This window comes from Chryseobacterium luteum (assembly GCF_000737785.1).
Lineage (GTDB): Bacteria > Bacteroidota > Bacteroidia > Flavobacteriales > Weeksellaceae > Chryseobacterium > Chryseobacterium luteum.
In genome coordinates this window covers 37,304-51,283 of the sequence record NZ_JPRO01000019.1, presented here as the reverse complement: position 1 = coordinate 51,283, position 13,980 = coordinate 37,304, and the positions used below count along the sequence as shown (strand labels likewise).

Genomic DNA, 13,980 nt, shown 5'->3' with positions numbered 1-13,980 from the left:
GGCGGCTTAATCAGCGGAGAATCCGCCATCCTTTGCTTTCCTTAAAATTAAAAGGCTTCTTATAAAAACTTTGCGTTTAAAAAAACTTTCTCCGCTCTCAAAAAAAATTAAGTTCATCCGAATAGAAGAGTTCTTTAACGCAAAGGTTTAATGTAATAATGCATAATTTTAGGAGGCAAAGAAATAATCAATCCTTGATTGATTTGATGAAGCGAGCATTTTACCGGCAGCTTAATCAGCGGAGAATCCACACCCTTTGCTTTCCTTAAAAATTAAAAGGCTTCTTATAAAAACTTTGCGTTTAAAAAAACTTTCTCCGCTCTCAAAAAAAATTAAGTTCATCCGAATAGAAGAGTTCTTTAACGCAAAGGTTTAATGTAATAATGCATAATTTTTTAGGATGCAAAGAAGGAATCAATCCTTGATTGGTTTGATGAAGCGTGCGTTTTATCATTCAGCTTAATCAGCTGTGAAACCGCAACCTTTTGCTTTCCTTAAAATTAAAAGGCTTCTTATAAAAACTTTGCGTTAAAAAAATAAAGTCAGTGCGTTCTCTGTCTTTTAAACCGAAAAAGCCTTTCAGTTTTCCTGAAAGGCTTTTTAATACAGAAAAATATATTACCCGTTGTGCATTTTGATTTATTTTCGTCACTTCGAGTAGACTTTTGAAAAAAAAATAGGATGGAGAAGTTGGTAATTTTGAAGATAAATCTTTTCTCGATACATTTTTTCTCCACTTTGTTACGAAAAAACACTCGAACCGACGAATCTAATACCAAAATTTTGCAAAATGCACAACGGGTAATATATTATTTAAAGATTTGTTGATCATACAGAAGATTGTCGTCTTCATCAAAGCTTATGATCAATACTTTATATTGTTTTGCGCTGTCATTATTAAAAAATTTAATTCTGGGAGGAACATAATCGCTGTCAAATAAATTAGGGTTCCAGTAAAGAGTTTCCCGGGTATCATTTTCAATTTTCTTTGCAGGATCATCATTATCCAGCATTTCGATAGGAAATTCGGAAGGCTGATCATATCCTTTTATGACGGATGAGTTGGTCTTCTGGGTTTCTTTTTCATTGCTTTTGGATTTCATATTGCCCTTCATCGTATAGATGGCTACCGCATCACCTATTAATCCTGCTCCTTTAATGATTTTCACCATAGCAATATTGCTTACGGGAAGGGTGGCAATCATTGAAGCATCAGTAGAGATTTCATCTAAATACAGCTTAGCCTGCTGGCCGCGAATATAAGGTATGCTGATCCCTGAATTGTTTCTTTGAAATGTCAGGCCGGCAGCTCTTCCCTGTAGCCAGTCCAGTATATTGTTTGACCCGGCAATATGTTGGTCTTCATTTACGAAATCAAATACAGTGGAATTGATAGAACTAAACATTCCGGTGGACAATTGTTTGTCCAATTCTTCTTTTGGATCTTGCTTTTTTGCTACTATTTTTACTTCTTCAATTTGTATATCCGCACTCTCCGTTTTTTTAATGTTTTTCTGAGTATTGATGGCTCTGGAAATGCTTGGAGAAAGGGTTTTATTTTCACCGGCTTTTACTAATGTATATTTTGTACCGGGGAAATTGCCTTTAAATGATATGGGAGTGACTAATGGTTCTACGGTAACGAATAAATTATCGGCATTAGATTCTTTATTATCTTCTGAATTCACAAATAATGAAACCTCGATAGGTTCATCATAGTTAAGATTGTTTAAATAAGCATATCCGTTTTGATCCGTTTTAAACTGATTAATGACAGGCTGGCTTTTACCTAATTTCAAGACTAAATTCACATTGGTGTTGATCAGCATGGAGCCGTTTTTAATAGGTTTTACCTTGTAGGACAGGTATTGTTGGGAATTGGTTTTAATGGTGGGTACAGATCCGCTAAGTACGGAATTCCAGTCAAATCTCTGCCAGTTTTCAGAAATAAGGAGCGCGTCCAAAGCTTCAGTATTGGCATTTGGAGAAAAGTATTGCGCCGGGCTGTCTATTTTTGCCGTAAAATCTCCCGTTAACCAAAGCCCGCTCAGGATATTTTCTTCTTCCGGATTGGGGGTGCCGTTATCCTCACTTACCAAAACAGTATAATTTTTGAAATAGGACTCCGGGGAAAGATCAATGCTGTTGAAAGATCTTGGGGTTGGCTTTATGCTCTGGCCTACAATTTCTGCTTTCTCAATCTTTAATTGTCCGGGTTTTATAAAGCAGAGTCTTTTTGCAACAAGGTTGTCCTGCTCGTCAAAAATGGCTAATTGCAGAATAGCATTAGCTCCATTGCTGATTTTTGTAGGAATAAGACTGGTAGCCTCATTGGTTAAAGTGTTGATATTGGCTTTGTAAGCAAGGTGGTTATTGATGGTTCCTATAATTTTATAATTTTTAAGCTGCTCTTTTAGGTTGGCGCCTTTTAAGGTGTATTTAATCCCTTCTTTGGAGCTGTAAACTTCTAAACTGAGACCGCTGTCTGCAACCTGTGGAAGATCTATTGTCTTGCTTTTCCCTGTATTATCCTGAATGATAACCTGGTATTTTTTTCCTGATGCAGGAGTTATTTTAAAAGATGCCACATTTTTATCAAAAGATTTAAATGTAGTGATAGGTACATTGGGTTTTTGTGTATCTATCACTTTTCCGGTCCAGTTTTCCGGCAGGGCAGTATTGCTGGATAATCTTACAGCCAATTTCGAGGGCATCCCGCTGATGAAAGTTCCGCCTTCCGGAAAGGCTTTTGCAGACCAGTCAGAACTTTTGGAAACTACCAATGATTCGGCGGAGGCAGGATTGTACACCGGAATCGTTTTAACGATCTGGAAATCTTCGTTAAAATTGGTCATGTAAGGAGTATAAGCTCTTACAAAATAAATTTGTTCAGGAAGGTTTTCTTTCAGCTGAAAATCCCCGCTTCCTTCACCGTTGGTCAGAAGTATCGTTTTCCAGTCTATTAATTTTTTATCGGAATTGTACAGTTCAACAAATAGGGTAGTAGATAATGCAGAACGGTTATATCCATCAAATACAAAACTTTTAAACCACATTTTGTCACCGGCTGCATATTGTGATTTATCGGTCAGTAAGTATACTTTCTCCTGCTCGTAATTATTCTCAAGAGTGGTAAGTGCTTTATCTAATTTAGTTTGTGCCAGTACAGGTTGTACCATTGAAATAAGCAATACACAGCATATATTTTTCATAGAAATCTTAGCGCATTTTAATTCAGTGCTAATGTAATCATTTATAGGCTTCGAAAATGGATAATATCTCCCGGAAATAATTTCTGAACTAAGAAAAATTGTTAATAAGAAAGTGATAAATATAAACAGGTCCGGGTTAAAAAGTCAAATGATGAATGACCGGATTGTAAAAGTTTGGTATACAGATTTTTTATGGACGTAAAAAACGGCTGCCTCTTTTGAGACAGCCGTTTTTTGTACCAATCAATTGGATATAAAATGATTTAATATCCTGGGTTTTGTGAAAGTTCTTTCGATGCATCAAGCGTTGCCTGAGGAATCGGAAAAATTCTTCTGTAAGGTTGAGAAGCCGGTTTAGCTGTTCCCGGAAGATCAAACTTTCCGAATCTAATCATCGCTTTTCTTCTATACATTTCCCAATACAATTCATATCCGGATTCTTTAAATAGTGTATTAGCATCCAAAGAAGCAATAGCAACTCCGGAAGCATTATTGTATAAAGCCTCACGGGTTCTGCTTGTTCTCAGAATATTAACATCAGCCAGCGCAGCCCCGATATTCCCACTTCTGAAATAGGCTTCCGCTCTCATCATATAGATTGTTCCTAATCTGTATAAGGGCACGTCCATTCCGCTTGTTCCGTTGTTTCCGTAACCCGGATCGAATTCAAACTTAAAGTTTCTTACCCCTCTGTTGATCTGAGCCTGCGTAAATACGGCTTCTGAAGGATTATCGAAGTTTAATTCCGGTGTGAAATCTGCCGGAAGTGTTGTATTTTTCTCCGTAAATAACTTGTATACTTTAATTCTTCCGTCTGCTGTCATATCGAAGTTTCCGTCCGCAAGAATTTTAGGACCATACTGCTGACCAACCTGCAGACCTCTGTTGAAATGGAACCACGGTTTTCCAGTTCCTTCTACCTTACTTGTTGAAGGTACACTTACATCTGTTCCGTCGTTTCTGAACCATGTTCCGTCACTGTACTGATAGTTTCTTTGAAAACGGGGATCGTCATGATTCCCGTTCCATGAAAAATAGAATTCGGGAGTGATGCAGGATGCGTTTGTTCCTCTGTTGTCAGGCGAAGGTTTCTGTATTCTTTCCATTGACATATAGGCCAGGTCGTTATCCGCATTTCTGGTCGAGTTTTTCTTCTGAACCACTGTGAAGATCATTTCCTTACTCGTGTCATTATTGATGTCAAAATTGTGGAAATAATTTGATTCTAAACTGAAAAGCCCTCCGTTGATCAGTAAATTAGAATACTGAATCACTTTATCCATATCTGTTCCTCCGCCATTCACAGCCTGTTCTGTAAAGTTAAACGTACTTGCTGTCTTATTTTTAAGAACCGCTCTGTTCAGATACATGTCTGCCAATAAAGCATAAGCAGCCTGTTTTGTGAATCTCCCGGCATGAGTATTCTGAGTCTTGATATCAGCCAGATTAGGAATAAGAGCTTCTACTTCAGTAATCAGCCCATCAATAGAAGTATCTGCTTTTCTGATTTCAATCGGAGCATTGATATTGCTTGGATCCCTGTAGGGAGCCTGTCCGAATAAATCCAAAGTGGTGTAGGTATAGTAAGCCAGTAACCCTTTCGCTTCCGCTAAGAATAAAGCTTTATTGCTTACACTGCTTTTGTCAATACTTCTGATTGCTGTTAAAGATTTTGTAATTCCGAAATTCAGCTGGTCCCAGGTCGTTTTTACGACATCATTGTTGGCGTCCCAGGTAAATTCGTGCATGGCTCTCCATTTTCCACCATCTCCCCAGTCACTTCCTCTTGTTGCCAGCAGGGCTTCATCCGTAGAATATTCCTGTAATGCGAAAACACTTCCATGGTCTACAAAAGTTCCGTCACCGAGCTGTCCGTAAGCTGCGGCAATTGCACTTTCGGGATCTGCCAGGTTTTCGGAACCCAAAACCTCATCGACTACTTTTTCATCCAGATCTGTACACCCAATTAAAGCCAGTGCAAAAACGGATAAAATGATTTTATTAATAGGAAAAAAATTAGATTTCATGATTTCTTTTAACTTAATTTAAAATTTAACGGTTGCTCCCAGGATGAAAGTCTTCGCAGATGGATACGTTGTATAGTCAATTCCCAAAGACTGGTTTCCTCCCACCTGTTTGTTGGTGTCAACAAGCGGATCGTAACCTGTATAGCTGGTAATTGTCAATACATTCTGTGCACTCACATAAAGATTGATGCTTTTCAAAAATTTCAGTTGATTGATGTCGAAAGTATATCCTAATCTTACGTTGTTCAGACGGATGAAGTCTGATTTTTCAAGATATAAAGAAGATAGCTGCGGCTGGTTTGTGAAATTGGCTCCCGAATCGCTGAAGTTTTTCAAAACATTCCTGTCTGAAGCTAAGTTGTTGATATTTAAATCCAATGCCGTATTATTCAATAAATACCCTCCTGTCTGGCCAATCAGTGAGAATGCAAAATCAAACTTTTTATACTTCATGTAAGAATTGATCCCGAAAGTGAAATTCGGAATCGCTCCTTCAAAAATCTTTCTGTCTTTCGGACCGATTATTCCGTCACCGTCTACATCTTCATACATGTATTTTCCATTGGCATCCACTCCCAAATAATTCAGCATATAGAAAGATCCCGCTTCATAGCCGTTTTTATAGATATTAGCCGTAACTCCGGAAAGTCCCGGGCCTGAAACTTCACCTGAATAAATGGCTGAAACAGGAAGATTTTTGATCACATTATTTACCGTTGCCCCATTAACGTCAAAATTCCATGTGAAATTCTCATTTTTAATAATTTCTGAACCTAAGGAGAATTCAAAACCTTTATTCACAATCTGGGCATCAACGTTTTTCCAAACTGTACTTGTAGGGCTCAATACTCTTGAAGGAATATTCAGGATTGGATCTTTTGTCGTTTTGTTGTAATATTCCAATGATCCGTAGAGTTTGTTTTTCCATAAGCTGAAATCTGCCCCTATATTGGTCTGCTCCACCACTTCCCACTTTAGATCAGGGTTCAGTGTTCTTAATATCTTAACTCCGTTGACCAGGTTTAAATTTTCATATAAATAATATCCTGCATCCTGAGACAATGAATAGCTATCCTGGGTAATCTTGTTCGGAACTTCCTGGTTACCGGTTTGTCCCCAGCTTCCTCTCAGTTTTAATTCGTTAACAATTTGGGAATCTTTCAGGAAATTTTCGTTTGAAATTGTCCAGCCCACTGCTACTGACGGGAAATATCCGTATTTGTTGTTGTTTCCAAAACGTGTAGAACCATCGGCTCTTAATGAAGCGGTTAACAAATATTTCTTATCAAAATTATAATTTACCCTTCCGAAATAAGACTGCAGCTCATTTTCCTGAGCATATCCCGCTCCGGGAACGATAGGCTTACCGGAATAGCCGGGATTAATATCCGGTGAAATTCCGGCTCCTTGTGCGGCAATATTTTCCAGTCCAAAATAGGTTCCCGAAGATTTGAATTTCTGATAAGAGAAACCTCCCAATAAGCTGAAATTATGTTTATTTAAACTAAAATCATAGGTTAAATAATGTTCCAGAAGCACATTATAAGAATCAAGATTTGCCTGAACATACAGTCCTGTCTTACTTCTGTCTGTAAGGTTAGGAAACATGGTTGTATTTCTTTCAGACATTGCTTTGTCGATACCTAAATTGAATTTATAATTTAATCCCGGTAAGATTCTCAATGTGGCTTCTGTGCTCCCCAATACTCTGAATGTATTGGTTTTATCATTATAAACACTCAATAAATACAATGGATTGTAATGGGCATTCATGTTGAAATTCGTATAATTTCCGTTTTCATCATATACAGAACGGGTAGGATTTGCCATCAACGCATGGATAATCACCTGACCATCAGAACCTGCATTGGCTCCGTTCGGAATTCCGGTTTCTTTAATATCACTTGCCGTAAGATTTACTCTAACTTTTAATCTTTTGTTATCGAAGAAAGACTCTTCTGCATTCAAACGGGCAGTTGTCCTTTTGAAACCACTGTTCAGCACGATACCATCCTGATCCATATGGGAAAGTGATGCAAAATAATTTCCTGTATCTGTCGCTTTTGAAAATGAAACCGAATGGTTTGATGAAACTGCATTTCTGTAGATTTCATCCTGCCAATCTGTATTTCCACCGTGGTCATACAACTTATTGATTCCTGCAACCCTGTATTCGTCAGCAGTCAATAAATCTAATTTTTTGATCACGGAAGAGAAACCCAGATAGGTGTCATACGTGAACATCGGCTCTCCTTTTCTCCCTCTTTTTGTGGTTACCAAAACAACACCGTTTGAACCTCTTGCTCCATAAATGGCTGCTGCAGAAGCATCTTTCAGTACAGTGATGGATTCAATATCCGATGTATTCAAAAAGTTTAACGGATTTTTCGCCTGAGCATTTCCCAACCCTACATTCGGGCTTGTTGCACTTACCGCATCGTTACTCAGAGGAACGCCGTCTACAACGAACAAAGGTGTACTTCCGCTTCTGATGGAACCGATTCCCCTGATGGAAACATTCACTCCCGCTCCCGGTTCACCGCTCGACTGAACGATACGGACACCGGCAATTTTCCCCTGCATCAGATTATCCACAGAAATATTCATTCCTTCTTTGAAGTTTTCCGCTTTCAGTTGACTTACAGCTCCCGTTAAATCTGATTTTTTCTGAGATCCATAACCTACTAAAGTAACTTCCTCGATAGAAGTTGCTGCTTTTGCAGATTGTAGTTTAACGGAAACTGAAGAAGAGGTAATCTTCAGTTTTTGTACTTCGTATCCATTATAGGAAACAGATAACGTTTGTCCTATGGAAGCGGAAATAGAGAAATTTCCTGAAGCATCCGAAATCGCCGTAGCCCCTGTTTCTATAACAGAGATTTGAGCGCCTTCAATGGCCGATCCTTCCTGATCCAGCACTACACCGGAAATGGTTTCATTCACCTGCGAAAAAGCAGGGTGATTCGTGGTAAATCCTTCTGCATTGGCGTGATTGGACACCAAAAAGATCAATGCTATCGGAATTAGCTTTTTAAATTTAAAAAAATTAATTTTGTGGTACATATCATTAAGTAAAGTAATTGTAGTAAACGTGCTTTGCTTGGTAAAAGCCGCTGTTGTTCCCGCAACAGTGGTTTTTTTTAACTTGATCTCCGTTTCATTTTCGGCATACAAAGTAAAATGATATACCACGAAATTACTTTAACATAATATTATCTTAAAATCAATAAAACATAAATATCTCAAAAAGAGAAAATAAAAACGTATTCATTATCAATTGTTTACAAAAACGTGTTTTTTCTCATTTACACAATCTTAAAAAACACTTAACATAATATATAAATCGTCAGAAACGAAGAGTCATTAATTTCGCCATTACAAAAATTGTCGAAATGAAAAAGACCGCTTTTATAGTTCTGTATGTATCTTCATTTAACCTGTTCTGGTCACAGTCTCAGAACCTGAATGATTTAAAGATTAATGAAATTCAGGTAATCGGTTCTCATAATAGTTATAAGAAAGCGATCCTTCCGGAGGTTTACAGCTATTTATCCGAGAAAGATTCTATGAATTTTCTACCCAGAATTCAGTATGAACATATTCCAATCCCTGAACAGCTGGATCTTGGCCTCCGCAATCTTGAAATTGACGTGTATGCGGACAGTAAAGGAGGGAAATATGCTCATCCGAAGATTTTAGACCTTGTTAAAACAACGCAGCCCTTCGATCCTGAAGGAAAAATGAAGAAGCCCGGTTACAAAATGATTCATATTACAGATATTGATTATCAGACCTGGTACTATACATTGGAAGATTGCCTGAAAGATCTGAAAAAATGGTCTGATGCTCATCCTGATCACGATCCTGTATTCATCACACTGGAACCTAAAGATGGAGAAGCGAATAGATTCGGGACAGAACCGGAACATTATACGGCTAAACTTTTTGATGATCTGGATAATGAATTGAAAAAATATTTGGGTAAAAATAAAATTATTACCCCGGATGAAATCAGAGGTTCTTGTAAAACGCTGAATGAAGCTGTCCTTAAAAAGAACTGGCCAAAAGTAAAGGATGTGAAAGGGAAATTTCTCTTTGTATTGGATAACAATGGTGCGAACAGGGATCTTTATATGAAAGATCATCCTTCATTAAAAGGAAGAATGATTTTTACCAATTCTTCACCGGGAACGCCGGAGTCTGCTGTATTATTGATGAATGATCCAGGTCCTGAGATTAATGATCTTGTAAAACAGGGTTATATCATCCGCACCAGAGCCGATGCCGACACAACAGAAGCCAGGAATGAAGATTATTCAAGGTTTGATAAGGCGAAAGAAAGTGGTGTGCAGATTATTACCACAGATTATTATCTTCCCAGTAAACTCTTTAAATCAAACTATAAAATCAGCTTCGATAATAACACTTATGAAAGGAAAAATCCTGTAACAGGAAAATAGAACATTTTTTACGATTAGATTAATAAGGAAAAGGCTGTCAGATTTTTGATGGTCTTTTCTGTTCTTCTATTTTTGCTTGCTGCTTTATTCAACACCAATATCATATGTATTTTCATAAGCAAACACAATCCTCTGTGGAAATCTGTGAGATCTGGAGGAAAATAACGACAGAAATTACAATTTTTTTATCAGCTGCCTTTTCAAATCTATTTCGAAATGATCTGCCGGGTCTCCGTTTGAAAGTAAAGAAAGAATTCTGAACACGGATTTTAACTGTTTGACAAAAGGATCCTGGGAGGTATTCGCTTCATACAGTTTTTCCAGTACCTGATATTGATATAATCTTTCTTTTTGGATGTCTTTTTTGGCCAGTTTATCCGCAGATTGAAATTTATAAAGATCAAATAACAGGTCGTCAAACTTCCATTTTTTGAATGATTTTGTGTTAATTCCTTTTGGTGTTATTTCAGAACCTGGATTTTGTGCCTGTAAAAGCAAATCTTCTCCATTTAAGAATTTAGCTTTTTCAACAAATTCTTTGGGCCAGTCATTAGGAATCATTCTTAAGCGGACCAATTCTTTTAAATGAAAGAGCATAAAATCATGATATGATTTTGTTTTTAGTATATCTTTATTCCAAAGTTGATGGCGTTTATTCTGGCTCAGTGTTTTGTATTCCTTTTCATATAAAGGGAAAAGATCATCAAAATGAGGAACATTATTTAAAACTTCTGTTTCTACCTCCATTTTTTCTGAAGAATGAATGGTGAGAATTTTATAACCCGGCAGATAGGCCGCCAATGAGGGAACCTGAATATTAACGAGCATTTTACCATCAATCTTTCTGATTCCTGTATCATTGATATGCATGTGTCCCGCAAAATGAATCTGCAAGCCTGCATCTGAAAAGGTCTTTGCCACTTCTTCATCAGGAACACGTTCTAGTTGCCATTTCTTTTCGCCTAAAAGATTTTTGATTTCCTGTGTTGCTCCGTCATTAAAATCGATCATTGGATAATGGGTAAATGCAATCAATGTTTTACCGTTAAGTTTCGCTTCATCTGCTATTCTTTTTACCCACTTGATCAAATGCTGTTTATTTGCCAGCACGTTATTATATCCAATACTAGCACCATTGTAGTTAGAGGGATCATCAGGATTTCCATTGATGTTTTTAGGAATGTAGGTATTCCCATCTATGGCCATCACCCAGATACCTTTTACAGGTTCGACTACATAACTTAAGTCAGGTACAGAAAAACCTTTTGCAACTTCATACATCCTCCTGGAATACGTTGAGTTTTGAAAAGCTTTCTGGTAAGAATAGTTTTTATAAGAATCCTGATCAAAAGGTGAGCTCCAAAACAGATCTTTTTCTTTTGGATAAAAGCCGAAATCTTTTAATTCATCCAAAATATCCAAATATCCTGATTCTGCAATATCTTTTGTGATGATCTTTTGTGTTGTTTTTCCCTGATTTCCATTGCTGTAAATTCCTAGTGGATTCCCATCCTGTCCTAAGAAATCATCTTTGCCTGCCTCCTGCCTAAACGGACCGACCGGATCGTGGTTCCCTGTGGTTAAGTAAAAATCAATTCCATATTGCTGATGGTATTGATCAAGAATTGTACGCAACCCACGCAGGTTGTAGGCTTGTCCGTCATCCGAAAAATCTCCGGGCATGGCCACAATTTTAATTCCTTTTGCCACAATATCGTCCAGGGCTTTTATAAAGGCAAAATAATTCTCATTAAAAACCCTTGTTGAGTGCAGTTGAGAATCCATTGTTCGCAGAATGGTTGCTTTTCCTGTTTTGGGATTGATAATTCCTTTAAAATCGTTATCCGAAAAGCTTCCGTACAAATCCTGAAGATGCACATCTGAAAGAAATGCTATCTGCACGGTCTTTTCCTGAGCCGATAAAAAAGAAAAGGCAAAAAGTATAAGTGAGAATATTCCTTTGTTCATTTTAAAATAACACGAAAGTAGGGGATTCTCCTGTGAATTGTTTTACGCTAATTTTAATTAATTGTGAAGAAGAATATTTTTCAGCCGGAATTTGAAATATCGTGATTTAATCGGGGTTCATACCCCTTCTATTATAGTATCCGGGATTTGAGTTCTGTCTTTATTAGTTCATAAATATTATTTTGAAAAAATCACCCTCGTGGAAATATGATTAGAATAAATATCACTAAAAATTAAATAAATGAAAAAAGCCTTTCTCTTTTAAAATATAATAAATTTTAAGAAAAAAAGTACAATGTGTAAATGAGAAATCTGAAATACTTATTTTTGCCTCCAAAATACAATTCTTCTTTTACTGTATGTCTAAAATTAAACTAATAACCGTACTCGCACTTCTTTTTTTTGTTTTTTCAACGTTTCCTGCTCAGGATAAAACGATTGATTCTTTGAAAAAAGCATTGCAAAACTCAAAAATACATGATACAACAAAGTTGTTGAATATAGGAAATTTAATAGATCAGACATCCTCAGAAGACAGCAGGTTTCAGATACTGAACGATATGATGGGTAAGATAGCTGTTAAAAATCTAAAAACAGCAAAGCAGGAAGATTTACATACAAAATACACAAAATATCTGGCTGCTTATTATTCCAATTTGGCTGAACATTATAAATTGAAAAGAGATGTAGTTAAGGCGATGTCTTCTATAGATAAAAGTATTTCATTGTTTAGATCCGTCAAGGCGTATGATGAAATGAATTTTGTGGTAATTAACAAAGGGATTTTTTACTCTCAGATCAATGATAAAGAGAAAGCCATACAATGTCTGTTCTCCGCATTAAAATATTTTGAGAAAAGTCCCGATGAAAATCGGCAGGAAATTATTTATATCAATTCTACAATTGCAACATTGTATGCGGATCAGAATATGCATGAAAAAGCGATTTCATATTTCAGAAAAACAATTGATTATTTTAATTCTAAAAAAAAGCTGGTCGGGGAAGATGAATATCGATTAAGCGAAGCATTGATCAATTGCGGAACTTCCTATCTGGCTATAAAAAAGTATGACGAAGCCATCAATTATTTTAATAAGGCACTTGCTTATTTTAAGAAAACCCAAAATAATATCTATACCAGTGTAAGCCTGGGTAAAATTGCGCAGGTGAAGATGGAAGAAGGTAAATTTCAGGAAGCCGGATCTCTGTTAAAAGAAGCTCTTACAATAGATGAAGATGAATTGTCGACCGCAAATACTTACATCAATTTAGGTGATTTATTGTATCGGAAAAAAGAATATGCCCAATCAGAATCCTATTTGTCTGACGGGTTTTCACTGAGTAAAAAAATCAATAATCTGCAGCTTCAGGAAAAAGCCGCAGGTTTGTTATTAAAAGTAAGTAAAGAAAACGGGAACTTTAAAAAAGCTTTAGAAGTATATGAATTTCAGGCGAAATTAAATGATTCCAGTGATATTGAAGCTTCTAAAAATGCACTGGCACAGCAGCAGCTCAGATACGATTTTGAAAAGAAGCAGCTCAATCTGGAGTTACATGCCGAAAGGAAAACAGCCGTTAAAAACAACTGGCTGATTGCGCTTTCCGGAGCATTACTGTCAGCATTGCTTGGAGGATATTTTTATTACCGGAACAATAAACAGAAGCAGGAAATTACGCTTCTTGAAAAAGACAGGATAAAACAAAAGCTTTTGCTCTCTCAGATGAATCCGCATTTTATCTTTAATTCGATAGACAATATTCAAAGCCTTATTATCAATCAAAAAGACACCGTTGCAATATCTTATTTAGACAGTTTTTCCAAATTAACAAGACAAATCCTGGAAAACTCCAGTGAGAATTATATTTCGCTGGAAGAAGAAATTGACATGATTAAAAATTATTTGTCAATACAACAGCTTCTTTACGATGATAAGTTCGATTTCAGCATCAATATTGAAAATATCTCCGATACAGAATCTATTTTTATACCTCCGATGCTGGCGCAGCCCTTTATAGAAAATGCCATTAAACACGGAATTAGAAATAAGATTGAAAAAGGAATGATTAAGATTGTTTTTTCATTACACCAGGAAAAACTATTCTTTGAAGTAATTGATAACGGGGTAGGCTTCAATGATGAAAATAAGCAACCTGATCATAAATCTATGGCGATGAAAATCACCCGAGAAAGATTGCTGAATTATACCCGGAATAAAGACTTTGAAATCATATCTGAAAACAAATTAGATTCAGAAAAGAAGGTGAAAGGGGCGAAAATTATTTTTGAAATACCTTATATTTGCGAAAATTAAT

6 protein-coding genes are annotated in these 13,980 nt (G+C 36.6%); 2 read left to right on the top strand and 4 right to left on the bottom strand.

All coding sequences use genetic code 11. The features are described from left to right. Nucleotides 1-809 precede the first annotated feature (809 nt). The 3 genes from IX38_RS17310 to IX38_RS17300 form a co-directional block, all read right to left on the bottom strand. Nucleotides 810-3,212: a hypothetical protein gene (locus IX38_RS17310; protein WP_034707107.1), complete on the bottom strand. Its 2,403-nt coding sequence runs from the start codon at nucleotides 3,210-3,212 to the stop codon at nucleotides 810-812. A gap of 263 nt (nucleotides 3,213-3,475) precedes the next feature. Beyond that, nucleotides 3,476-5,239, bottom strand: a complete 1,764-nt coding sequence (locus IX38_RS17305; protein ID WP_034707106.1) for a RagB/SusD family nutrient uptake outer membrane protein — start codon at nucleotides 5,237-5,239, stop codon at nucleotides 3,476-3,478. A gap of 18 nt (nucleotides 5,240-5,257) precedes the next feature. Continuing rightward, nucleotides 5,258-8,302: a SusC/RagA family TonB-linked outer membrane protein gene (locus IX38_RS17300; RefSeq protein ID WP_034707117.1), complete on the bottom strand. Its 3,045-nt coding sequence runs from the start codon at nucleotides 8,300-8,302 to the stop codon at nucleotides 5,258-5,260. Between the two features lie 329 nt (nucleotides 8,303-8,631). On the opposite strand from IX38_RS17300, the gene IX38_RS17295 reads away from it, so the two are divergent. Beyond that, nucleotides 8,632-9,699, top strand: coding sequence for a phosphatidylinositol-specific phospholipase C1-like protein (locus tag IX38_RS17295; protein WP_034707102.1), 1,068 nt, complete (start codon nucleotides 8,632-8,634; stop codon nucleotides 9,697-9,699). A gap of 174 nt (nucleotides 9,700-9,873) precedes the next feature. Here IX38_RS17295 and IX38_RS17290 read toward each other — a convergent pair whose 3' ends face one another. Further along, entirely contained in the window at nucleotides 9,874-11,667 is a 1,794-nt protein-coding gene (locus IX38_RS17290; protein ID WP_034707100.1) for a metallophosphoesterase family protein, read from the bottom strand. A 359-nt stretch (nucleotides 11,668-12,026) separates the two neighbouring features. On the opposite strand from IX38_RS17290, the gene IX38_RS17285 reads away from it, so the two are divergent. Then, nucleotides 12,027-13,979: a tetratricopeptide repeat-containing sensor histidine kinase gene (locus tag IX38_RS17285; RefSeq protein ID WP_034707099.1), complete on the top strand. Its 1,953-nt coding sequence runs from the start codon at nucleotides 12,027-12,029 to the stop codon at nucleotides 13,977-13,979. Nucleotide 13,980 lies beyond the last annotated feature (1 nt).

Bases quoted from the DNA above. Each gene is read 5' to 3' on its own strand.
- IX38_RS17310 (WP_034707107.1), bottom strand. From the start codon at position 3,212: ATGAAAAATATATGCTGTGTATTGCTTATTTCAATGGTACAACCTGTA.
- IX38_RS17305 (WP_034707106.1), bottom strand. From the start codon at position 5,239: ATGAAATCTAATTTTTTTCCTATTAATAAAATCATTTTATCCGTTTTT.
- IX38_RS17300 (WP_034707117.1), bottom strand. From the start codon at position 8,302: ATGTACCACAAAATTAATTTTTTTAAATTTAAAAAGCTAATTCCGATA.
- IX38_RS17295 (WP_034707102.1), top strand. From the start codon at position 8,632: ATGAAAAAGACCGCTTTTATAGTTCTGTATGTATCTTCATTTAACCTG.
- IX38_RS17290 (WP_034707100.1), bottom strand. From the start codon at position 11,667: ATGAACAAAGGAATATTCTCACTTATACTTTTTGCCTTTTCTTTTTTA.
- IX38_RS17285 (WP_034707099.1), top strand. From the start codon at position 12,027: ATGTCTAAAATTAAACTAATAACCGTACTCGCACTTCTTTTTTTTGTT.